18 protein-coding genes and 3 rRNA genes are annotated in these 22,469 nt (G+C 69.8%); 12 read left to right on the forward strand and 9 right to left on the reverse strand.

Annotated features, from left to right (window positions below; all coding sequences use genetic code 11):
* Positions 1–200 precede the first annotated feature (200 nt).
* Positions 201–323, forward strand: a complete 123-nt coding sequence (locus HUT06_RS45125) for a hypothetical protein (RefSeq protein ID WP_302931784.1) — start codon at positions 201–203, stop codon at positions 321–323.
* 911 nt (positions 324–1,234) lie between these two features.
* Here HUT06_RS45125 and HUT06_RS06740 read toward each other — a convergent pair.
* Entirely contained in the window at positions 1,235–1,375 is a 141-nt protein-coding gene (locus HUT06_RS06740) for a hypothetical protein (protein ID WP_176194918.1), read from the reverse strand.
* A 279-nt stretch (positions 1,376–1,654) separates the two neighbouring features.
* On the opposite strand from HUT06_RS06740, the gene HUT06_RS06745 reads away from it, so the two are divergent.
* From HUT06_RS06745 to rrf, 5 genes are all read left to right on the forward strand, one after another.
* Positions 1,655–2,242: a phospholipid scramblase-related protein gene (locus tag HUT06_RS06745; RefSeq protein WP_176194919.1), complete on the forward strand. Its 588-nt coding sequence runs from the start codon at positions 1,655–1,657 to the stop codon at positions 2,240–2,242.
* Positions 2,243–2,303: 61 nt separating this feature from the next.
* Positions 2,304–2,660, forward strand: coding sequence for a hypothetical protein (locus tag HUT06_RS06750; protein WP_176194920.1), 357 nt, complete (start codon positions 2,304–2,306; stop codon positions 2,658–2,660).
* A gap of 734 nt (positions 2,661–3,394) precedes the next feature.
* Positions 3,395–4,913, forward strand: a 16S ribosomal RNA gene (locus HUT06_RS06755).
* A gap of 411 nt (positions 4,914–5,324) precedes the next feature.
* Positions 5,325–8,432: ribosomal RNA gene (locus HUT06_RS06760) — 23S ribosomal RNA — on the forward strand.
* 157 nt (positions 8,433–8,589) lie between these two features.
* Positions 8,590–8,706, forward strand: a 5S ribosomal RNA gene (gene rrf, locus HUT06_RS06765).
* Together the 16S, 23S and 5S rRNA genes form the textbook arrangement of a ribosomal RNA operon.
* Before the next feature lie 58 nt (positions 8,707–8,764).
* Here the strand turns inward: rrf and HUT06_RS06770 are convergent.
* Positions 8,765–9,262 (reverse strand): FBP domain-containing protein, encoded by a 498-nt coding sequence (locus tag HUT06_RS06770; RefSeq protein ID WP_176194921.1) that lies wholly within the window; start codon positions 9,260–9,262, stop codon positions 8,765–8,767.
* Positions 9,263–9,346: 84 nt separating this feature from the next.
* Here HUT06_RS06770 and HUT06_RS06775 point away from each other — a divergent pair, with 84 nt between their 5' ends.
* Positions 9,347–9,964 carry a TetR/AcrR family transcriptional regulator gene (locus tag HUT06_RS06775; RefSeq protein WP_176194922.1) on the forward strand — a complete coding sequence of 206 codons (618 nt, stop codon included), beginning with the start codon at positions 9,347–9,349 and terminating at the stop codon, positions 9,962–9,964.
* Here the strand turns inward: HUT06_RS06775 and HUT06_RS06780 are convergent.
* Together HUT06_RS06780 and HUT06_RS06785 are read right to left on the reverse strand one after the other, a co-directional pair.
* Positions 9,961–11,613 (reverse strand): DNA repair helicase XPB, encoded by a 1,653-nt coding sequence (locus HUT06_RS06780; protein ID WP_176194923.1) that lies wholly within the window; start codon positions 11,611–11,613, stop codon positions 9,961–9,963. The two genes, HUT06_RS06775 and HUT06_RS06780, sit on opposite strands and share 4 nt — an antisense overlap.
* Before the next feature lie 205 nt (positions 11,614–11,818).
* On the reverse strand, positions 11,819–12,124 hold the full coding sequence (locus HUT06_RS06785; RefSeq protein WP_176194924.1) for a helix-turn-helix transcriptional regulator: 306 nt from the start codon (positions 12,122–12,124) through the stop codon (positions 11,819–11,821).
* A 102-nt stretch (positions 12,125–12,226) separates the two neighbouring features.
* On the opposite strand from HUT06_RS06785, the gene HUT06_RS06790 reads away from it, so the two are divergent.
* Entirely contained in the window at positions 12,227–13,678 is a 1,452-nt protein-coding gene (locus tag HUT06_RS06790) for an MFS transporter (RefSeq protein WP_176194925.1), read from the forward strand.
* A gap of 22 nt (positions 13,679–13,700) precedes the next feature.
* On the opposite strand, the gene HUT06_RS06795 is transcribed toward HUT06_RS06790, so the two are convergent.
* The 3 genes from HUT06_RS06795 to HUT06_RS06805 all read right to left on the reverse strand — a co-directional run bounded on the left by HUT06_RS06795 (position 13,701) and on the right by HUT06_RS06805 (position 17,322).
* Positions 13,701–14,108, reverse strand: a complete 408-nt coding sequence (locus HUT06_RS06795; protein ID WP_176194926.1) for a hypothetical protein — start codon at positions 14,106–14,108, stop codon at positions 13,701–13,703.
* A gap of 114 nt (positions 14,109–14,222) precedes the next feature.
* Positions 14,223–16,598: a helicase-associated domain-containing protein gene (locus tag HUT06_RS06800; RefSeq protein ID WP_176194927.1), complete on the reverse strand. Its 2,376-nt coding sequence runs from the start codon at positions 16,596–16,598 to the stop codon at positions 14,223–14,225.
* Positions 16,599–16,704: 106 nt separating this feature from the next.
* A complete protein-coding gene (locus HUT06_RS06805; protein ID WP_176194928.1) occupies positions 16,705–17,322 on the reverse strand; it encodes a TetR/AcrR family transcriptional regulator in 618 nt (205 codons plus the stop codon).
* A 236-nt stretch (positions 17,323–17,558) separates the two neighbouring features.
* Here HUT06_RS06805 and HUT06_RS06810 point away from each other — a divergent pair, with 236 nt between their 5' ends.
* On the forward strand, positions 17,559–18,041 hold the full coding sequence (locus HUT06_RS06810; RefSeq protein ID WP_254715019.1) for a GNAT family N-acetyltransferase: 483 nt from the start codon (positions 17,559–17,561) through the stop codon (positions 18,039–18,041).
* A 43-nt stretch (positions 18,042–18,084) separates the two neighbouring features.
* Here HUT06_RS06810 and HUT06_RS06815 read toward each other — a convergent pair whose 3' ends face one another.
* The gene (locus tag HUT06_RS06815) at positions 18,085–18,462 is read right to left on the reverse strand and encodes a hypothetical protein (RefSeq protein ID WP_176194929.1); all 378 of its coding nucleotides are present in this window, start codon (positions 18,460–18,462) and stop codon (positions 18,085–18,087) included.
* A 230-nt stretch (positions 18,463–18,692) separates the two neighbouring features.
* Here HUT06_RS06815 and HUT06_RS06820 point away from each other — a divergent pair, with 230 nt between their 5' ends.
* Together HUT06_RS06820 and HUT06_RS45130 are read left to right on the forward strand one after the other, a co-directional pair.
* Complete coding sequence (locus tag HUT06_RS06820; RefSeq protein WP_176194930.1) at positions 18,693–19,352, forward strand: HAD family hydrolase; 660 nt, start codon at positions 18,693–18,695, stop codon at positions 19,350–19,352.
* Positions 19,353–19,557: 205 nt separating this feature from the next.
* Positions 19,558–19,956 (forward strand): cold-shock protein, encoded by a 399-nt coding sequence (locus HUT06_RS45130; protein WP_176194931.1) that lies wholly within the window; start codon positions 19,558–19,560, stop codon positions 19,954–19,956.
* 50 nt (positions 19,957–20,006) lie between these two features.
* On the opposite strand, the gene HUT06_RS06830 is transcribed toward HUT06_RS45130, so the two are convergent.
* A complete protein-coding gene (locus HUT06_RS06830; protein ID WP_254715020.1) occupies positions 20,007–21,410 on the reverse strand; it encodes an MFS transporter in 1,404 nt (467 codons plus the stop codon).
* 179 nt (positions 21,411–21,589) lie between these two features.
* On the opposite strand from HUT06_RS06830, the gene HUT06_RS06835 reads away from it, so the two are divergent.
* Positions 21,590–22,447 carry a DUF3027 domain-containing protein gene (locus HUT06_RS06835; protein ID WP_176194932.1) on the forward strand — a complete coding sequence of 286 codons (858 nt, stop codon included), beginning with the start codon at positions 21,590–21,592 and terminating at the stop codon, positions 22,445–22,447.
* Positions 22,448–22,469 lie beyond the last annotated feature (22 nt).

The following is a 22,469-nucleotide window of genomic DNA, read 5'->3' on the forward strand; positions in this document are numbered from 1 at the left end:
CGCGCATGAGAGGGGCGGCCCCGCGGGCCGCCCCTTTTGTGTGCGCGGAGACGGTTCGGCGCGCCGGCGGCCCGCTCCCGGTACCAAGCTGTCCGACGCCCACGGCAAGCTGCTCGCGGTGGCGGCGGATCGGTACGTATCGCTGCTTCGGCAGGCGGTCGGGACGACCCTCGGCGGCAGCGACGGCCGCTGGATCGTCCATGTCGAGGACACGCGGCGCCCGGCTGCTGATCGTGGACCAGGAGAGCAAGAGGCGGACCCGAGTGAACACCTGCGAGGGCGTCCACATCGGGTCGGCGCAGAATCGCGAGCGGTACAGCTAAGTGTTGCTGGACGTGGCGGAACGTCCTCGCGGCCATCTGGCTCGCGGCCGCTTCGGCCGCAATCCGAGGTGCTGGACGGCCGCGGGGACCAGGTGGCGCAGCTTGAGAAGAATGGAAGGGCACCGCGACGGAGGCGCTGATGACCGCCGACCGGTACTCGCTGGAGATCTTCCTGGCGGTTGCCGCCCCGCTCGCGATCGACCTGCTGCTGCACGAGCCCAAGGACTGGCCGATCGAGTAGCCCGCCCGCCGACGGGAGACGCGGGTGCGGGCCAGCCGGTCGGTGCCGCCCGAGTGCTGACGAGGCCGTCGCCGCGCAAACGCATCTGAATGATCGATCCGCGGCTGTGCACGATCGTCGGGGGACGTCCCAGCCCGGACCGCTGGCAGCACCGACGCTGAGCCGCATGCCTCGCATGCCTCGTCCGCTCGCTTGCCCTGGCTCCGAGCGTAGTGCCGGGCTCGGACGAGACAGGCGGCCTCGCCGATCCACGCCCAGACCTGGACGGGCTCAATAATCCCGGACCCGCACATCACGGGCTCGCGGCTCCAGCCCGGCGACCACGTCCGCCGACCACGTCCGCCGATTCCTGCGGGAGCACCTCAACTCGGGCCGCTGGTGCCTCCCGTGCGGGCGGTGGCTGCAGCCATTCGGTCCCATCGTCCTCCAGCCACAGGTCGACCGGGCTGGCCGGCCGTCCCCGCGCAGTCGGCCGAGCGAGCTTTGAGGGCCTCGGTCTCGGCCTCGGCGATGAGGCGTTGGCGGCGGCCGCCGCCAGCCGGAGCGTCACCGCCGGCGAGCGGACGGCCGGGCGGCCGGCCCTGCGCAGGACTGCCGCCGTGCCGAGCAGGGGATGGTCCGCGAGCCCGCGCTCCAGCCTGCGGCCGTGTATATGCGGAGCGACCGCCCGTCAGGCGCCACGAACTCGTGCCAACACGATGCGCAGCCGTTCCGGTGTGGTCGGGACATCGTCGTCGCGCGCGACGTGCGCCGGATCGCCGTGGCCACCGCCGCTGCCGACGAAGGCGCGAGTCAGGAGAGAGATGACCACGCGGGCCTCCGGTGAGGGTGTCCACAGGGCCTGTTCGGAGCGGGCTTGACCGGAAGAGAAGTATTTCTCGATGGATGCCTTGACTCGTGCTCGCGCAGGTCAGCGACGTGCCGGCCGGGTCTCGACGCGGCCGCCGGGCGGTGCTGGACCGGGAAAGTGCTTCCCCTGCGCGTCCGGCATTGGCAGGATCGCCGGTTGGACGCCGTCGCATGACGAGGGCGCGGAGGTCGGGTAAGTGACGCAGTCCGCGCACATGCGGCTGATGAGGCAGGAGAACGCGTGAGCGAAGTGTTCAGCTCCCCGGTGCTCAGGATCGAACAGCCTCGCCGGGGCCCGTTCGCGAAGTCGCGGTACAAGGTGATGGACGGTGAGGGGACCGTCCTCGCCATCGCGGGGCAGACGAGTGACGAAGGCCGTTCGGAGATGCGGGGCCTGCTCCCGGGCAAGTCGAACCTCGACGCCCGGGCCGTGACGCTGACCACGCCGGACGGCGAGCCACTGCTGGTCGTGGACAAGCAGACCGGACGCGAGTACACCGAGATCCTCCGGCCGGACGGGGAGCGGGTCGGGTCGTTCGTCACCGAGCGGGTCGGCCGCCGCTACGTCATCTATCACGACGACGGCACGCTCATCGGCGCGGTGGACGTCGACGTGCCGCGCAACAACTTCCACGTGAAGGACGCCGACGGCGGCGCCGTCGCGCACGTGCGCAAGAAGTGGGCCGGGCTCGCCACGCATCTGCTGACGACCGCGGACAAGTACCACGTCGAGATCTCCGACCCCGTCCGGGAACCGCTGCGGACCATGGCCGTCATGACCGCGATCGTGATGGACATGAACCTCCACGAGGCCAAGGAGATCACCTGACCTGGACGTCGCCCCGCGGCTGGGCCTTCACGGCGTCCGCGGGGCGGGGTACCGTCCGGTCGTGCAGGCCATGCCGGACCGGTCGAACAGCTGGCGCATCTCGCCGGCGATCCCGACGATCGCGAACTGCGTGCTGGCCGTCCTCTGGTTCTTCTCCGCGTTCGGCGGCTGGGGAGACGCCGCGTTCTGCGGTGAGGACGACGGATACGACCCGGGATGCGGTGCCGGCTTCGACGACGCGGTGAGGCTGTCGTCCCCCGTCGCCCTCCTGGCCGCGGCCATCGGCGTCACGGCGTGGGCCGTCCGTAGTGTCCGGCGCCGACCCGACCGGCTGGACGCGTTCCTGACCGCCGCGGCCCTCGTCTGGGTGCTCGCCGAGGCGGTGCTCTTCATCGGCGGCTACCTGGCCAAGCCGTAAGTTCCGCTCCGTTCCTCCGCCGTTGCCGAAAAGAAACATTGGCTGCTCGGAATGTGCGGGCGAGCCATGCAAGATGGGGCGAATCCGGTCGAAGTGCAAGGTAGAACGGGTGATCTGGGCGGGTTGTGCCGGGGGCCGGCGGACCGGCAGGTCGACGCGGAAGCGATCCGTCCGCGCGAGCCAGTTTGACGTCCCTGCCTCCTGGGCATACTGTTCACTTCGCCCCACGGGGTGCGGGACGCCTGCCGGCGGCCGGCCCAAGGGGAAACCACCAACGAATCGGTCGACACGGCTGTGCTGTGTCCGCCGTGCCGTGGTGGCGTCGGAAAAGGCTCGATTTTGACAAACGGGCCGGATCTGATGAAATAGCTCCACCGCCCGGAAGGCGCCGCGGAAGCGGAATCGGAAGGGCGTTATCAGAGAAGGCCGAAATTGACAGACCGGCCGGAACTGATAAAGTAAGACGAGTCGCCCCGGGGCGGGAAACGCGAAAGCGGGACCAGCACGGTGGGTGTCCGTTTCTTGAGAACTCAACAGCGTGTTAAAAGCCAGTGCCTTTATCGGCTCGGTGCTCTCTTCGGGGAGTCCGGGTCGCCCCGTGGCCGTCAGCCCTTCCGGGTTGATGGTGGGGATTTCTTTGAGGCAATGCGCGACTCTTCGGAGTTGTGCTTTTGCTGGGATTTTCTTCGAGGTTTGGCCGGCTGGGGTTCGCCCCCTGGTTGGTCGTTTGGACCTTAATGGAGAGTTTGATCCTGGCTCAGGACGAACGCTGGCGGCGTGCTTAACACATGCAAGTCGAGCGGAAAGGCCCCTTCGGGGGTACTCGAGCGGCGAACGGGTGAGTAACACGTGAGCAACCTGCCCCTGACTCTGGGATAAGCCCGGGAAACTGGGTCTAATACCGGATATGACCGGCCTTCGCATGGAGTGCCGGTGGAAAGTTTTTCGGTTGGGGATGGGCTCGCGGCCTATCAGCTTGTTGGTGGGGTGATGGCCTACCAAGGCGACGACGGGTAACCGGCCTGAGAGGGCGACCGGTCACACTGGGACTGAGACACGGCCCAGACTCCTACGGGAGGCAGCAGTGGGGAATATTGCGCAATGGGCGGAAGCCTGACGCAGCGACGCCGCGTGGGGGATGACGGCCTTCGGGTTGTAAACCTCTTTCAGCAGGGACGAAGCTAACGTGACGGTACCTGCAGAAGAAGCGCCGGCTAACTACGTGCCAGCAGCCGCGGTAATACGTAGGGCGCAAGCGTTGTCCGGAATTATTGGGCGTAAAGAGCTCGTAGGCGGTTTGTCGCGTCTGTCGTGAAAGCCCACGGCTTAACCGTGGGTCTGCGGTGGATACGGGCAGACTAGAGGCAGGTAGGGGAGAATGGAATTCCCGGTGTAGCGGTGAAATGCGCAGATATCGGGAGGAACACCGGTGGCGAAGGCGGTTCTCTGGGCCTGTACTGACGCTGAGGAGCGAAAGCGTGGGGAGCGAACAGGATTAGATACCCTGGTAGTCCACGCCGTAAACGTTGGGCGCTAGGTGTGGGGTTCTTCCACGGATTCCGCGCCGTAGCTAACGCATTAAGCGCCCCGCCTGGGGAGTACGGCCGCAAGGCTAAAACTCAAAGGAATTGACGGGGGCCCGCACAAGCGGCGGAGCATGTTGCTTAATTCGACGCAACGCGAAGAACCTTACCAAGGCTTGACATCGCCGGAAATCCCGCAGAGATGCGGGGTCCTTTTTGGGCCGGTGACAGGTGGTGCATGGCTGTCGTCAGCTCGTGTCGTGAGATGTTGGGTTAAGTCCCGCAACGAGCGCAACCCTCGTTCCATGTTGCCAGCACGTAGTGGTGGGGACTCATGGGAGACCGCCGGGGTCAACTCGGAGGAAGGTGGGGATGACGTCAAGTCATCATGCCCCTTATGTCTTGGGCTGCAAACATGCTACAATGGCCGGTACAGAGGGCTGCGATACCGTGAGGTGGAGCGAATCCCTTAAAGCCGGTCTCAGTTCGGATCGAAGTCTGCAACTCGACTTCGTGAAGTCGGAGTCGCTAGTAATCGCAGATCAGCAACGCTGCGGTGAATACGTTCCCGGGCCTTGTACACACCGCCCGTCACGTCACGAAAGTCGGCAACACCCGAAGCCCGTGGCCCAACCAGCAATGGGGGGAGCGGTCGAAGGTGGGGCCGGCGATTGGGACGAAGTCGTAACAAGGTAGCCGTACCGGAAGGTGCGGCTGGATCACCTCCTTTCTAAGGAGCACACAGCTGGCTCGGACCGACCCTTCGGGGTGTCTGAGTCGGTGGCCGCTGTTGACAGCGAGTGTCTGTCAGGTGGCTGCTCATAGATGTGGAGCACTGGCTACTCAGCTCACCGCCCGCGTGAGCCGGCAAGTACCGCCTCTCTGGCTTCGACCTGGGGGGAGTGGGAACGACGGTTTCGGGTGGGTGGGGGGTTGGACACGCTGTTGGGTCCTGAGGAAACGGGCTTTGCCCGGTGACCTCGGACTGCGGGACCAGACGCCGCATCACCTGCAATGGGTGGTGTGGCGCTGGTGGGCCCGGTTGTTTTTTGAGAACTGCACAGTGGACGCGAGCATCTCTGGCGAGAATGCGGTCTTTGGATCGTGTTCTTGTCTGCGATTTGTTTTGATCGTTTTGTGTGTTCAAGTTTTTAAGGGCATACGGTGGATGCCTTGGCATCAGGAGCCGATGAAGGACGTGGGAGCCTGCGATATGCCTCGGGGAGTCGGCAACCAGACTTTGATCCGGGGATTTCCGAATGGGGAAACCTGGCACCCGTCATGGGGTGTCGCCGCCTGCTGAATGTATAGGCAGGTTGGTGGGAACGCGGGGAAGTGAAACATCTCAGTACCCGCAGGAAGAGAAAACAATAGTGATTCCGTGAGTAGTGGTGAGCGAAAGCGGATTAGCCTAAACCGTGCGCGTGTGATAGTCGGCAGGTGTTGCGTGTGCGGGGTTGTGGGACCATCCTGATCTAGCTGCCGCTGGGTCGAAGAGTTACAAAATATCGTGGTAGTCGAACGGCATGGGAAGGCCGACCGTAGACGGTGAGAGTCCGGTAGACGAAACTGCGGTGTCTCTTGGGTGTGTTCCCGAGTAGCACGGGGCCCGTGAAATCCCGTGTGAATCTGCCACGACCACGTGGTAAGGCTGAATACTTCCTGGTGACCGATAGCGGACCAGTACCGTGAGGGAAAGGTGAAAAGTGCCCCGGTGAGGGGTCGTGAAATAGTACCTGAAACCGTGTGCCTACAAGCCGTCAGAGCGTCCTCACAGGCTTTCGGGCTTGTGTTCGTGATGGCGTGCCTTTTGAAGAATGAGCCTGCGAGTTATGGTGTGTGGCGAGGTTAACCGGTGGCGGGTAGCCGTAGCGAAAGCGAGTCTGAATAGGGCGTTTGAGTCGCATGCTGTAGACCCGAAGCGGGGTGATCTAGCCATGGGCAGGGTGAAGCGCCGGTAAGACGGTGTGGAGGCCCGAACCCACCAGGGTTGAAAACCTGGGGGATGACCTGTGGTTAGGGGTGAAAGGCCAATCAAACTCCGTGATAGCTGGTTCTCCCCGAAATGCATTTAGGTGCAGCGTCGCGTGTTTCTTGCCGGAGGTAGAGCTACTGGATGGCTGATGGGCCCTACAAGGTTACTGACGTCAGCCAAACTCCGAATGCCGGTAAGTGAGAGCGTGGCAGTGAGACTGCGGGGGATAAGCTTCGTAGTCGAGAGGGAAACAGCCCAGATCATCGGCTAAGGCCCCTAAGCGTGTGCTAAGTGGGAAAGGATGTGGAGTTGCTGTGACAACCAGGAGGTTGGCTTAGAAGCAGCCATCCTTGAAAGAGTGCGTAATAGCTCACTGGTCAAGTGATTCCGCGCCGACAATGTAGCGGGGCTCAAGCACACCGCCGAAGCCGTGGCATTGACACGTTTGTGTTGATGGGTAGGGGAGCGTCCTGTAGCCGGTGAAGCCGCCGAGTGATCGAGTGGTGGAGGCTGCGGGAGTGAGAATGCAGGCATGAGTAGCGAGTCACACGTGAGAAACGTGTGCGCCGGATGACCAAGGGTTCCTGGGGCAGGCTAATCCGCCCAGGGTAAGTCGGGACCTAAGGCGAGGCCGACAGGCGTAGTCGATGGACAACGGGTTGATATTCCCGTACCCGCTGGTATGCGCCAACGCTGAACCCTCTGATGCTAACCACCCGAACCGTGGTTCGGGCCTTCGGGCCTGTTTCGCGGGGAGCGTGGGACCCGAGGGGGTAGTAGGTGAGTGATGGGGTGACGCAGGAGGGTAGCTCAGCCCGGGCGATGGTTGTCCCGGGGTAAGGCTGTAGGGAGAGAGACAGGTAAATCCGTCTCTCGTGAATCCTGAGAGCTGATGCCGAGCCGTTTTAGGTGAAGTGAGTGATCCCATGCTGTCGAGAAAAGCCTCTAGCGAGTGTACTGGCGGCCCGTACCCTAAACCGACTCAGGTGGTCAGGTAGAGAATACCAAGGCGATCGGGTGAACTGTGGTTAAGGAACTCGGCAAATTGCCCCCGTAACTTTGGGAGAAGGGGGGCCTCGTCCGGTGAAGGAACGTGCTTCCGGAGCTGGGTGGGGTCGCAGAGGCCAGGGGGAAGCGACTGTTTACTAAAAACACAGGTCCGTGCGAAGTCGTAAGACGCTGTATACGGACTGACGCCTGCCCGGTGCCGGAACGTTAAGAGGACCGGTTAGATCTCTTCGGGGGTCGAAGCTGAGAATCTAAGCGCCGGTAAACGGCGGTGGTAACTATAACCATCCTAAGGTAGCGAAATTCCTTGTCGGGTAAGTTCCGACCTGCACGAATGGCGTAACGACTTCCCCGCTGTCTCAACCACAGGCCCGGCGAAATTGCAGTACGAGTAAAGATGCTCGTTTCGCGCAGCAGGACGGAAAGACCCCGGGACCTTCACTATAGCTTGGCATTGGCGCTTGGAGCGTCTTGTGTAGGATAGGTGGGAGACTGTGAAGCCGGCACGCCAGTGTCGGTGGAGTCGTTGGTGAAATACCACTCTGGTCGTTTTGAGCGTCTAACCCGCACCCGTGTATCCGGGTGGGGGACAGTGCCTGGTGGGTAGTTTAACTGGGGCGGTTGCCTCCTAAAGTGTAACGGAGGCGCCCAAAGGTTCCCTCAGCCTGGTTGGCAATCAGGTGGCGAGTGTAAGGGCACAAGGGAGCTTGACTGTGAGACGGACGTGTCGAGCAGGTGCGAAAGCAGGGCCTAGTGATCCGGCACCTACGTGTGGAAGTGGTGTCGCTCAACGGCTAAAAGGTACCCCGGGGATAACAGGCTGATCTTCCCCAAGAGTCCATATCGACGGGATGGTTTGGCACCTCGATGTCGGCTCGTCGCATCCTGGGGCTGGAGTAGGTCCCAAGGGTTGGGCTGTTCGCCCATTAAAGCGGCACGCGAGCTGGGTTTAGAACGTCGCGAGACAGTTCGGTCCCTATCCGCTGCGCGCGTAGGAGAATTGTGAGGGTCTGTCCCTAGTACGAGAGGACCGGGACGGACGGACCTCTGGTGTGCCAGTTGTCCCGCCAGGGGCACGGCTGGTTGGCTACGTTCGGTCGGGATAACCGCTGAAAGCATCTAAGCGGGAAGCCTTCCTCGAGATGAGTTCTCCCACCCTTTTGTGGGTGTAAGGCCCCCGGTAGACGACCGGGTTGATAGGCCGGAGATGGAAGCGCGGTAACGTGTGGAGTCGACCGGTACTAATAGGCCGAGTGGCTTGAACACACTGAACGTTCAAAGCGAGTCGCTGCTACGAGTTTGTTCGCGTCCCTGTGTGGTTCTCAGGAAACAACCTGGAACCGCAGCACATAATTGAAGTATTCCGAGCCTGCCGGCTTGGACGTTGATTTGCCCATCCGTGTGCGGGTGGTGCGTTGAGACGTTCGGTGGTTTTGGCGAAGGGGAAACACCCGGTCCCATCCCGAACCCGGAAGTTAAGCCCTTCAGCGCCGATGGTACTGCATGGGAGACTGTGTGGGAGAGTAGGACGCCGCCGGACACATATTGCAGGAAGGCCCCGCCGTCACCGGCGGGGCCTTTCTCATTTGCGAGGACGCTCATCGGGTCACCTTCTCCAGGAACTTGTCCAGGTTGGTGAGGACCCGGGCGATCTTCTCGTCCAGAGTGAGCGACTCTTCCAGCCCGCTGCCCGCCACGGACTGCTTCTTGCCCCGGACGTACAGCGAGCAGTCGAGGTCGACGCACATGTACTGCCCGACCGAGTTGCCCTGGCGGCCGGCCTCGCCGCTCCGGCGCGCGGTCATCAGGGCGACCCCGCCGCCGGTGCGCGTCGTCAGGCACAGCGAGCACATGCTGCGCGCGGTGAAGCCGCGGGCCGCGCCGGACGCCACCCGGAACGAGACGCCGACCGGACGGTCGCCGCGCTCGACGATGAGGTAGGCGCGTCCTGGCGCGCCGGGGTCCTGCCAGCCGAGGAAGTCCAGGTCGTCCCACGGCTGGTCGGCGAAGTCCTTGGGCAGGTCGAGGCGCTTCGCCTCGCCCTTGGAGGCGTTGACGAAGGACCGGCGGATGTCGTGTTCGGTCAGAGGTCTCATGGGCGGCGAGAGTAGCCTTCCTAAGGGCATTAGGCAAATGCCTTTATGGGGTAGGCTGACGCGGACGAGCAGAAGGAGGGCCCCATGGTTCGCGCGGGAGTGACCGTCGAGCGGGTGACGCTGGCGGCGGCGGAGCTGGCCGACGAGGTCGGCTTCGACAAGGTGACCGTCGCCGCGGTCGCGCGCCGGTTCGGCGTCCGGGAGGCCAGCCTGTACTCACACATCAAGAACGCCCATGACCTGAAGACCCGGGTGGCGCTGCTCGCCCTCGCCGAGCTCGCCGACGACGTCGCGGCCGCGGTGGCCGGGCGCGCCGGCAAGGACGCCCTGGTGGCCTTCGCGAGCGCCTACCGGAGCTACGCCAAGCGGCACCCGGGCAGGTACACGGCGGCGCGGATGGAACTCGACCCCGAAACGGCCCGCAAAAGCGCGGCCGTACGGCACTCGGAGATGACGCGGGCGATCCTGCGGGCCTACGCGCTACCGGAGCCCGACCAGACGGACGCCGTGCGGATGCTGGGCGCCGTGTTCCACGGCTACGTCAGCCTGGAGACGTCCGGCGCCTTCCAGCACACCCCGCGCGACGTGGAAGCCTCCTGGGCCGCCACCTTGGACGCCCTCGACAGCGCCCTCCGCAACTGGCCCACAGCGTCCACGACGTCCACGACGTCCACCGCGCCCCGGACTCCCTCAGCGTCCTAGAAGTCGTCCCCCGCCAGGACGGTGTCGGCGTCGACGATGCGGTACGCGTAGCCCTGCTCGGCCAGGAAGCGCTGCCGGTGGGCGGCGTAGTCCTGGTCGAGGGTGTCGCGGGCGACGACGGCGTAGAACCGGGCCCCCGCTCCGGACGCCTTGGGACGCAGCAGCCGTCCCAGCCGCTGCGCCTCCTCCTGGCGGGACCCGTAGGCTCCCGACACCTGGACGGCGACGGACGCCTCCGGCAGGTCGATCGAGAAGTTCGCCACCTTCGACACGACCAGGACGTCGATCTCGCCCGAGCGGAACGCGTCGAAGAGCCGCTCCCGCTCGCGCACCCTGGTCTCGCCCTTGATGACGGGGGCGTCCAGCAGCGCGCCGAGTTCGTCCAGCTGGTCGATGTACTGGCCGATGACGAGCGTCTGCTCGCCGCGGTGCCGGTCGACGAGGGCCTGGATGAGCTTGGTCTTGGTGTCCGTCGTGGCGCAGAAGCGGTACCGCTCCTCGGGCTCGGCGGTCGCGTAGGCGAGGCGCTCGGAGTCGGTCAGGGTGACGCGGACCTCGACGCAGTCGGCGGGCGCGATCCACCCCTGCGACTCCATGTCCTTCCACGGCGCGTCGTAGCGCTTCGGCCCGATGAGGGAGAACACGTCCCCCTCGCGGCCGTCCTCGCGGACGAGGGTGGCGGTGAGGCCGAGCCGGCGCCGGGCCTGCAGGTCGGCGGTCATGCGGAAGATCGGCGCGGGCAGCAGGTGCACCTCGTCGTAGACGACCAGTCCCCAGTCGCGGGCGTCGAAGAGCTCCAGATGCGTGTAGACGCCCTTCCGGCGCGTCGTCATGATCTGGTAGGTGGCGATGGTGACCGGCCGGATCTCCTTCTTCGTGCCGGTGTACTCGCCGATCTCGTCCTCGGTGAGGGACGTGCGCCGCAGCAGCTCCTGCTTCCACTGGTGCGCCGACACGGTGTTGGTGACGAGGATCAGAGTGGTGGCCTGCGCGCGCGCCATGGCCGCCGCGCCGACGATGGTCTTGCCGGCGCCGCAGGGCAGGACGACGACGCCGGAACCGCCGTCCCAGAACGCCGACGCGGCCTCCTCCTGGTAGGAGCGCAGCTGCCAGCCGTCCTCGGCGAGGGAGATCGCGTGGGCCTCGCCGTCCACGTAGCCGGCGCGGTCCTCGGCGGGCCAGCCGAGCTTGAGCAGGGCCTGCTTGAGGGCGCCGCGCTCGCTCGGGTGGACGGCGACGGCGTCGTCCCCGACCCGGTCGCCGATCATCCCCTTGATCTTCTTGGCCCGCAGGACCTCCTCCAGCACCGACCGGTCGGAGGACGACAGGACGAGCCCGTGCACGGGGTCCTTCTCCAGCCGGAGCCGCCCGTACCGCGCCATCGTGTCGGCGACGTCCACCAGGAGGGCGTGCGGGACGGGGTAGCGGGAGAAGCGCAGCAGCGTGTCGACGACCTGCTCGGCGTCGTGCCCGGCGGCGCGGGCGTTCCACAGTGCGAGCGGTGTCACCCGGTAGGTGTGGACGTGCTCGGGCGCCCGTTCCAGCTCGGCGAACGGGGCGATCTCCTTGCGGCAGGCGCCGGCCAGCTCGTGGTCGACCTCCAGCAGCAGCGTCTTGTCGGACTGGACGATGAGCGGACCGTCGGTCAAAGCAGCAGCCCTTCGTCAGGGGTTCGATGATCGGAGCTCCGCGTTCGACCGCCGGGCGCCGCAGCCGCACGCTACCCGAGCCGCGCCCCAGCGTGGCGCGTTCCGAACCGGACCGCAGACTCTAACAACCCCGGCCGCCGCGTTTATTGCCTCGCGGCCCGGTGCGCGCGTCCGGGCCGGCCCGGACGCCCAATGCGCGCCCGGCCTAGTCGGGCGCCACCGCCGTCAGGAGGGCGGGCAGCAGGCCGGGGAACCGCGCCTCCAGGTCGTCGCGGCGCAGGGAGAGGAGGTTCTCGCGGCCGGACGGGCGCTGCCAGATGACGCCGCTGTCGCGCAGGACGCGCCAGTGGTGCGTCAGCGTCGACTTCGAGACGCCGTCGAGGATGCTGCCGCACGTGTGCTCGCCGCCGTCGGCGAGGACGCCGACGATGCGCAGCCGCAGCGGGTTGCCGAGGGCCGCGAGGACGTTCTCCAGCAGGATCTGGTCCCGGTCCGGGTGCTGGGCGATCATGCCCGCCACCCTACCCGACTGTACGTATATTGACGAACAGTCGGACTGTACGACAATATCCGAACAGTCGTACTGATCTTCCCGAAAGGCAGGACCGCCCGCATGGCCGCTCCCGACCGACGCAGGCTCGGCTGGAGCCTGGCGCTTCTCGCGCTGGCCCAGCTGATCTTCTCCCTCGACCTCAACATCGTTTACGTGGCGCTCCCCGACATCGGCGCCGACCTGGGCTTCTCCGAGCAGACGCGGCAGTGGGTGGTGAGCGCCTACGTGGTGCTGGCCGGCGGGTTCCTGCTGCTCGGCGGGCGCGCCGCCGACCTGCTCGGCCGCCGCCGGATGTTCGTGACCGCCCTCACCGTGTACGCGCTGTCCTCGCTGGCCGGCGGGCTGGCCGGCACGCCCGGCCTGATCGTCGCGGCGCGGGCCGTGCAGGGGATCGGCGGCGCGCTGCTGCTCCCGGCCACGCTGTCGCTGATCGGCACGCTGTTCGAGGAGGGGCCGCGGCGCAACCGGGCGCTGGCGGTGTGGGGCGGCGCGGGGGCGAGCGGGCTGACCGTGGGCGCCCTGCTCGGCGGCGTGCTGACGCAGGCGTTCGGGTGGCCCGCCGTGTTCTTCGTGAACGTCCCCCTGGCCGGGTTCGTCGCGGTCGCGGCGCTGCTGGTGATCCCGGACGACCGGCGCGGGGCGCCGCGCGTGCGGCGCTCCTTCGACCTGCCCGGCGCCCTGGCCGTGACCGGCGGCGCGACCCTGCTGGTGTTCGGGCTGGTCCAGGGGCCGGAGACCGGCTGGACGAGCCCGCTCATCATCGGGTCGTTCGTCCTCGCCGCCGTGCTGCTGGCCGCGTTCGCCGCCGTCGAGGCGCACGGCGCGGACCCGCTGCTGCCGCCCGGCCTGCTGCGCAACCGCAGCCTCGTGGTCGGCGTCGCGGTCACGTTCGTCTACATGGGGACGTTCGGGGCGCTGCCGTACTTCCTGACCACCCTGTTCCAGGACGTGCACCGGTTCTCGGCGCTGGAGACGGGGCTGGCGTTCCTGGTCCCGTCCGCGGCGATCGCTGCCGGCACCCAGTTCGGCGGGCGGATGGCCGGGCGGCTCGGGACGCGGCGGACGCTCGTGGCCGGGTTCGCGGCGGGCGCGGCCGGCACGGTGCTGCTGGCGCCCGGGTTCGCCCTCGGAGCCGCGTTCCTCACCACCGTCCCCGGGCTGGTCGTGTCGGGCGTCGCGCAGGGCGTGGTGTGGACGGCGATGTGGATCGCCGCGTCCACCGGCGTCGCGTCCGAGCGGCAGGGGGTCGCCAACGGGATGGCCTCCACCGCGCTGAACCTCGGCAACGCCATCGGGCTCGCCGCCCTGGCGGCCGTCGCGAACGCCGGGACCGCCGGGCGGACGGGCGACGTGCTGCGCGCCGCGATCGCCGACGGCGGCCGGCTCGCGGTGCTGCTGGCCGCGGCGGGCATGGTCGCGGGAATCGTCGTCGCGGCGGCGCTGCGCCGGGCGGCGGGTGAAGCCGAGCGGGGGCGTGCGCCTGCTGAGCGGGTGCCGTCTGACGTGCTGTAACGCCCCCGGCCGGTGCCCCCGGCTAGATGCCGCCGCCGTCGCTGTAGGTGGAGTCGCCGTTGACGATCAGGATGATGTAGAGGATGCCGAGGACGATCCCGCAGACGATGGACAGGGCGAACAGGACCCAGCCCGCGATCGTCAGCTTGCGGGCCGACTCGGGGTCGCTGTGGACGCGGCCCATCGCGATCGCGGCGACGATCGCGCCGGGGATGGCCAGCAGGCCGCAGCACAGGACGACGCTGACGATGTTGCAGACGAGGCAGGCGGTCGTGTTGGCGTTGCTCTGCCGCTGGACGGGCACGCCGGGCGGGCCGTAGGCGTAGCCGGGCGGCGGCTGCGCGCCGGGATACGGTGAACCGCCCCAGCCCTGGGACCCGGACCCGTAGGGGTCCTGCCAGCCGGGCGGGTTGCCGCCGTATCCGCTCACAGGCGGCCTCCTCAACTCGCCGATGGGGCTCCAGACTAGGACGTCCGGACACCGGCGCGGGTTCCTTTTCGCGGCCGTAAGACCCGGTCCATCCGTCCCGTCAGGGAAAGGGTGCTATGTGCCGGTCTCGTCGTCCAGTTCCGAGACGCCGGTGATGCGGTGGAGCGCGAAGCGGTGCACGGCGGCGCGGGTCGCGTCGTAGCCGGTGAGGAAGCCGCCCTCGACCCGGACCGGCGCCACGATGCGGCTGGACGCCTGGCCCTGCTGGTCGAGGTAGCCGATCCAGACGCGGCCGCCGCGCTCGACGGCGGCGCGCAGCCGTTCGATGGTGGCCATCGCGGGGGACCGGGGCGGCTCCCCGCCCGGGGCCGCGGCCTGCCGGGCGGCCTGCTCGGCGCCGTGCCGGGACGCCTCGTCGCCCGCGCGCACCGCGCGCACCGCGGCGGCGATCATCGAGGCGTCGGTGCGGTCGTCCGGGCGCAGCCGGACGATCTCGGCGGTCGGCGGCGGGTCGGCGCGCTGCGCGTCCGGCCGGGTCACGATCACGCCGCCGCCGGGCGCCTCGGCGACCGGGGCGAGGCCCATCGCGCGCAGGCCGTCGAGCAGGTCGGCGCGCTGCAGCCCGGACGCGAGGACGGTCGGCGCGAGCCGGTGCAGCCGCAGCGGCTCGGCGCGCCGGTCGGCGAGGATCTCGTCGAGGGTGGCGGCGGAGTCGGTGCGGACGTAGGAGGACAGCGCGCCGACGCGCAGGTGCCCGTGCCGCCGCGCGACGTCGTCGATGAGGTAGGCCAGCGGCTGCGGCAGCGGCGTCGCCGAGTGCCGGGTCAGCAGGTCGGTGATGTCGGCGGCGGTCCGGCCGGCGTCCAGGGCGCGGCGGACCGACTCGGGCGTGAACCGGTAGACGGTGGCGCCGCCGGTGGACTCGACGTCGGCGGCGAGCGCGAGCTCGCGGGCGAGGTCGGTGACGAGCGGGCCCGGCGCGATCGCGGTCAGGTCGGCCTGGATGAGGATCTCGTCGACGGGGTCGGGAAGGTACTTCTCCAGGGCGGGCTCGGGGTCGTCGCCGGCGAGGAGGTCGCGGGCGAACGCGACCAGCTCCCCGAACCCGGTGAGGCCGAGCGCGGCGGCCTCGCGCAGCGTCCAGCCGAGGAGCCGCTCGCGGGTCGGGCCGCCGCGGCGGGGCCGCAGCCAGCCGAGCCGGGTGCGCAGCGCGTCCTCGTCGACGGCGGCGCCGCGCCCGGCGCCGGCGAGGACCTCCAGGATCTCCCGGCGGGTGGCGGGGGCGCTGCTGCGCACCATCGCCTCGCTGAGCGCGTTGATCAGCCGGTCCCGGTCGTCGCGCGCCCCGGCGAGCCCGGCGACGCGGTCGGACTTCAGCCAGCCGCGGGCCAGCTCCGTCCAGCGGCCGGCGGTGTCGCGCATCAGCCACAGGTCGTAGGCGGGGGTGGGCAGCCACTCGCCGTCGAGGTCGCCGCTGCGGGTGAGCAGCCCGGCGGCGTAGGCGATCTCGACGAGCAGCGCCGCCTTCCACTCGGGGACGTCCAGCAGCGCGGCGGCGGCGCGCAGGTCGCGGACGGCGAGGCCGCCGCTGCGCAGCACCGGCGGCGGCTCCAGGCCCCAGCGCTCCAGCAGTTCCTCGATGAGCCGGACGGCGCCGGCCGCCTCGCCCGCGGCGGCGCGGACCACGACCTCCTCGCCGCGCGGCTCGCGCGTCGCGGCGGGGAGCGGCGGCGGCTCGGCGGGGACGTCCCGGAACAGCCGGCCGCCGCGCAGGTACAGCGCGACCTCGCGGGGGAGCGTGACGGTGCGGTCGTCCTCGGCGGCGAGCAGGCCGCGGGCGAGGAGCCGCTCGATCGGCGTCGTCGCGGTGGCGGTGCGGAGCGGGCGGCGCGCGTCGGCGACCCGCCCGAACGGCGGCCCCCAGGTGAGCTGGTCGAGGGCGGCCCGCGCGTCCGGCCCGGCGTCCTCGATCAGCGCGGCGGGATCGGCGAGCAGCTCGGCGAGCCGGCGCAGGAGCCGCGACGAGTCGGGGAAGCCGCGCGGCGCCTCGCCCTCCAGGTCGGTGATCAGGTCGGTGAGCCGCTCGGCCGGGTAGCCCGCGAAGACCTCCTGGACGGGCGGGCCGAGCCCCGCCGGGTGCGGCAGGCCCTGCCGGACGCCGGGCGCCGTCGCCGGTGCCTGCGCGCCCCAGACCAGCCCGTAGCGGCGCAGCGTGGCGAGGGCGTGCTCGACCTGTGCGGGTGTCGCGTCGAGGGCCGCCGCGAGCGTGTCCGCGCCCGGCTCGGGCAGGACGAGGAGGGCTTCGAGGACGGCGAGGGTGAACCGGTCGAGCCGGTCGAGGGCGCGGGTGACCGCGGCGGGCGTCGCGGCGCGGGCGGCGAGCGCGGTCAGGTCGGCGGGGACGGGGGCGAGCAGTTCCGGACGCGCGGACAGCAGCGCACGAAGCTCGTCATCGCCTCGCGCGCGCAGCCAGTCCGCATACGTTTCCATGCCGTTCCCCAACCTTATGTCGCGTGCACGCCGCTGGTACGCGGGTCCACAGGGTAGGAGCCCGCGGGACGTGCCCGAAGCCGGCGAGGAACCAGGATGCCGCAGGTCAGGTGGCGGGTGTGCGCTCCAGGTGCACCAGCCCGAGACCGAGCCGCGCCCAGCTCTCCACGAACCGCTTCTCGTCGATGCGGGTCGGCGGCTCGTACATCGACTCGTTCGCCAGCCAGTAGTTCACCACGGCGCCGCCGAGGATGGAGGCGATCGCGGGCCAGTCCTCGCCCGCGCCCTCGAACTCCGGCTGCGCGGCCAGCCACGTCGCGATCCCGTCGTAGAGCGGGTTGACGATGCCCTCGCGCATCTCCGCGACCAGGTTCGGGAACTGGTCGAGGTCGCGGAACAGCACCCGGATGAGGTCCTGCTCCTCGCGCATCTTCGCGAGGCCGGCCTGGCACGTCATCCGCAGCCGCACCTCCAGCGGGCGCTCCTCGTAGGCGGCCGCCTGGACGAGGACGTCGCTGATCTGGCGGTGGGTCCGCTCGATGTGCTCGCGGATGGCGGAGGCGAGCACCTCCTCCTTGGACCGGAAGTGGCGGTAGAGCCCGCCGGCGCCCGGGGACAGGCCCGCCGCGGCCTCGATCTCCGCGACCGACGTCGCCGTGTAGCCCCGGTCGGCGAACAACCGGAGCGACTCGGACACGATGCGGTCGCGCGTGGATGGCGTCATGGTGATGAATTCCTCCGCAAGAACACTAAGGCATGTTCGCCCCGCGGGCCGCCGCCTCCTCGCACGGCACGCCCGAACTGCTCGCACGGCATGCCGGATGTGTCCGCGCGGCGCGCCCGAACTGGTCGTGCGGCACGCCCGAATCCGCGATGCGCCGCCTTCGGGGGCCGGGGGGACTAGAGTTCGTTGGCGCACGCCCCGTCGCCGGAAGGGGCGTCGCCCAGGAAAGGTCGACGATGTTCAAGTCTCCGCGGAAGGCGGTGGGCGGGGCCTTCCTGCCCGAGGACTTCGTGGTGCCCACGCTGGTGGCGGGGCCCGACTTCCAGATCCGTCCGATCACCGTGCACGACGTGGTGAAGGACTACGGCGCCGTGATCGGCAGCCTCGACCGGCTGGCCGGCCGGTTCGGCCCCGAATGGGGGTGGCCCGACCACGAGTTCACCTTCGAGCAGGCCCTGATCGACGTCGCCTGGCTGCAGAAGGAGGGGCAGCTGCGGCGCTCGTTCAGCTACGTGGTGATCACGCCGGACGGGGAGCGGCAGCTCGGCCGCATCCACGTCGCGCCGTCCGACGACCCCGCGGCGGACGCCGTCGTGGTGTTCTGGGTCCGCGCGGACGAGGAGAACTCCGTCCTGGAGAAGGAGCTGGAGACGTTCGTCCGCCGCTGGGCGACGACGGCCTGGCCCTTCGACGAGGTCCGCTTCCCCGGCCGGGACTGACCGGAGCGGCGGGCCGGTCAGGCGGGCCGGTCAGGCGGGCCGGTCAGGCCAGGCGGCGGACGAGGCCGGTCAGGAGCCGGCCGATCACCAGGTACACCAGGGCCGCGAGGCCGTAGTTGACCGCCACCTCCGCCTTGTGGTTCGCGGGCTGGAAGACGTCCTTGAACTGCCAGCACAGGTCGGTGGCCCGGTCGCCGAACCAGCGGACGATGTCGTTCGCCGTGTTCGCCTCGAACGCGACGAACACGATGTGCACGGCCAGGACCAGCACGACGACCGTGGTCACGACGGAGACCGCGGTGGCGAGCGCGCCGACGGCGCGGCGCCTGGCCCCGGCGGCGCGAGCCGTGAACGGGCGCCGCCGCGGCGCCGCGCGGTGCTCGCCGCCCGGCTCGGTGCGGGTGGTGGGGTCGTCTGCCATCTGCGGCCTCCTTCACCGGGGGCTGTGCCGGGGGCGGACGGCGGCGTGATCGTCCTTGGCGCCGGGGTGGCGTGTTCGGGTGCTGCGTTTTCCCTGGTCAGCTGGTTTGTGGCCGGGGGGTCGGGTATATCGCCAACACGGTCCCGCGCTCTCCTACTCGGATCCCGTCGCATCGCCACTACCAGGAGAGCGCGGGTCCTCTCCTGTGTCCAGCCCCTTACCCTGTGGGCGTGCTCGATCTCGAACCTCCCGCTTCGTCCGGCGCGTCCTTCACCGTCGGTTTCGACCTCGATCTGACCCTGGCCGACACGCGGGCCGCCATCGGCGCCGTGTACGCCGCCCTCGCCGCGGAGACGGGCGTCCCCATCGACACCGACCAGGTGGTGGGGCGGATCGGGCCGCCGCTGGAGGAGGAGCTGGCCTACTGGTTCCCCGCGGACGAGGTGCCCGTGATGGCGGCCCGGTACCGGGCGATCTACCCCGATGTCGCGATCCCGGCGACCGGCCTCATGCCGGGCGCCGTCGCCGCGCTGGACGCCGTGCGCGCCCGCGGCGGCCAGGTGGTCGTGGTGTCGGGCAAGAACCAGGCCGACACCGAGCGCACCGTCCGGTTCCTCGGGCTGCGGGCGGACGCCGTGGTCGGCGGCCTGTTCGGCGCCGACAAGGGCGCCGCGCTGCGCGCGCACGGCGCCGACGCCTACATCGGGGACCACACGGGCGACGTGGACGCGGCGCGGGCGGCGTCGGCGGTGGCGGTGGCCGTCGCGACCGGCGCGTTCGACTCGGCGGCCCTCACCGCGTACGGCGCCGACGTCGTCCTGCCGGACCTGCTGGCGTTCCCGGAGTGGCTCGGCGGGTTCCGGACGGTCGGCGGGTTCCGCACGGCCTGACAGATCCTGCCCCTGACACGGCCCTGACCCGTCCTGACCGGCGGCTGCGCGCGGCCCGATATTCGGGTGCCGTCCGCGGGGCACCGGGATAGCGTCGGAGGCACTGCCCCGTAGGCCTCTCCGGGGGTACCCGGCGTGTTCACCGGCCCGCGGGGAGGCACTAATCTTGGGGGCGATTCAGGACGATTACCGAACGAGGTCTCCGGTGCCGACTGGCAAGGTCAAGTGGTACGACTCCGACAAGGGGTTCGGCTTCCTCACCCGCGACGACGGCGGGGAGGTCTTCGTGCACTCCTCGGCGCTGCCGGGCGGTGTCACGACGCTCCGGCCGGGGCAGCGCATCGAGTTCGGCGTGGTCGAGGGGCGGCGCGGCCAGCAGGCCCTCCAGGTGCGGGTGCTGGAGTCGCTGCCGTCGGTGGAGAAGACCATCGCCAAGCAGCGGCGCAAGAAGCCGGACGAGATGGTCGTGATCACCGAGGACCTGATCAAGCTGCTGGACGGGATCTCCAACACCTACCGGCGCGGCAAGCACCCGTCCCCGGCGGAGGCGAAGAAGATCGCCACCGTGCTGCGGGCGGTCGCCGACGACCTGTCGTCCCCCTGAGGCCGCCTGAGGGCCCCAAGGCCCTCTGAGGCCGCCGGAACGGTAGGCGGTCAGGCGCGCATCTCCGGATGCGCGTCCTTGATCGTCGTGGTGGGCGGGGCCGCGTCCGAGCGGCGGCGGCGGTGCGTCCCGGTCTGCCGGGTCAGCAGCAGGGCGAAGGCCAGCGCGAGCGCCGCCGCGACGGTCGCGAGCGCGACCCGGCCGTCCGCGACGATCGACATGCCGAGGCCGAGCAGCCCGCCCAGCACCCAGCTGAGCTGGTGCAGCGTCTCCGACACCGCGAACGTGGACGAGCGCAGCTCCTCGCCGATCTCGCGCTGCACGACCGCGTCCATCGACAGCTTGCCGAGGACCTGGCCGAGACCGGCCGCGGTCGCGACGGCGAGGGCCGCCCACAGCCCGAAGAACGCGGCGCCCGCCGCGGTGACGCCGGTGACGGCGGCGAGCGTCGCCGACACGATGAACCGGGGCGCCCGCGCCTTCATCCAGGCGCCGAGCGCGGTGCCGAGCAGCCCGCCGGCGCCCGCGCACGCGGCCAGCAGGCCGAGGGCGACATGGTGGGACACCGGGTCGAACCGCTCCTGCCGCAGCAGGAACGCCAGGTAGATGATCAGGAAGCCGGAGAACGCGCGCAGCACCGCGTTCGCCTCCATGGCCTCCACGACGAGGGGACCGACGCGGGGCAGCGCCCGCCAGCGCCGCGCCCCCTTCTCGGCCGGTTCCGGCCGCGCGGCCTCTTCGGGGACGTCCACGTGCCCCGGCAGCCGCATGGTGAACAGCACGCCGAGCAGGAACACGGCCGTGCCGATGCGCAGCACCCAGGCCGGCCCGATGAGCAGGGCGAGGCCCGCCGCGGCCGGCGCGGTGACCGACGCCGCGATCAGCCCGGCGAACGAGGCGCGCGCGTTCGCCGTCACCAGCGTGATCTCGTCCGGCAGGACGCGCGGGGTGACCGACGCGCGCAGCACCCCGAACGCCTTCGACAGCACCAGCACGCCGAACGCGGCGGGCAGGAAGGTGACCTGGTCGCCGTGCGGGAGCGCGCTCGCCATCGCCCAGCACAGCAGCGCCCGCATCACGAACGTGCTCGAGATCGCGTACCGGCGGACGTGCCGGGCCCGGTCCAGCACCGGGCCGATCAGCGGGGCGACGAGCGCGAACGGCGCCATCGTGACGACGAGGTAGAGGGCGATCTGGCCGCGCGCCTGGTTGACGTCCAGGCCGAAGAACAGCGTCCCCGCCAGCGCGACCGTGACCATGGCGTCGCCCGCGGAGTTGATCGCGGACGCCTCGATCAGGCTGCCGAGGCCGCTGCGCCCGGCGCCCTGCGCGTGGGTGACGCGGCGGGTGAGCCGGCCCGTGCCGAGGACGGCCGAGCGCATGCCGCGGCCGGCGCGCGCCGCACCCCCGGTGACGGCGCGCAGGGTCCGTCCGGCCCTCGTCCCGTCCGCCATGCGCCCTGATCTCTCCCAGCGGCCGCGCCGGCTCGGTACCGGGGACGGCCATCGGAGTCGTTCGATTGAGGGTACGTTCCCCGCTGGAATGCGGGCTCACCCCACCGGTTCGGGAGGTTCGGGGCCGCCGCACCTCCGCGGGGGCCCGGCCACGTCCTCCCATGGGCGAGAATTGAGGGGTGAGCCCACAGCGTCAGTCCAGCCCCGCGCGTCCCGCCGCCGCGCGCACCACGTCCGGGGCCGCCCGCCGGACCCGCACACCCGCCGTCGACACCGCCTGCGCCGAGGCCGTCGACCTCGCCCGCGAGGCCGCCGAGGACACCGCCGGCGCGCCGCGGGTCGGCGAGCACCTCGGCCTGCGCGCCGAAGCCGACCGGGTGGTCACGCACTACTTCACGTGCCTCGACCCCGCCTACCGGGGCTGGCGCTGGGCGGTCACCGTGGCCCGCGCGTCCCGCGCGAAGAACGTCACGGTCAGCGAGTGCGTGCTGCTGCCCGGCGACGACGCGCTGCTGGCGCCGCCGTGGGTGCCGTGGCTGGAGCGGCTGCGCCCCGGCGACCTCGGCCCCGGCGACCTGCTGCCGACGGCGCCCGACGACGTCCGGCTCGCGCCCGGGTTCACCCAGGTCGACGACTCCACCGACCGCGAGGCCCAGTGGGAACTCGGCCTCGGCCGCGTCCGGGTGCTGTCCCGGGAGGGCCGCGACGAGGCCGCGACCCGCTGGTACGAGGGCGTCGCCGGGCCCCGCGCGCCCATCGCCGCGTCCGCGCCCGCGCAGTGCTCCACCTGCGGGTTCTTCGTCGGGCTGGCGGGCGAGCTGCGGCAGGTGTTCGGGGTCTGCGCGAACGAGTACGCGCCCGACGACGGCCGCGTGGTCTCCGCCGACCACGGCTGCGGCGCGCACTCCGAGGCGGTCTCCATCCCGGCGGCGTCCGAGCACAACCCGCCGGTGATCGACGAGCTCGGGTACGAGGTCATCCCCGCCGGTGACGAGGACACCGCGTCCCTGGACGACGAGGCCCTCGGCCACAGCTGACCATGCCGGACACTCCGGACGA

This window comes from Actinomadura sp. NAK00032 (assembly GCF_013364275.1).
GTDB lineage: Bacteria > Actinomycetota > Actinomycetes > Streptosporangiales > Streptosporangiaceae > Spirillospora.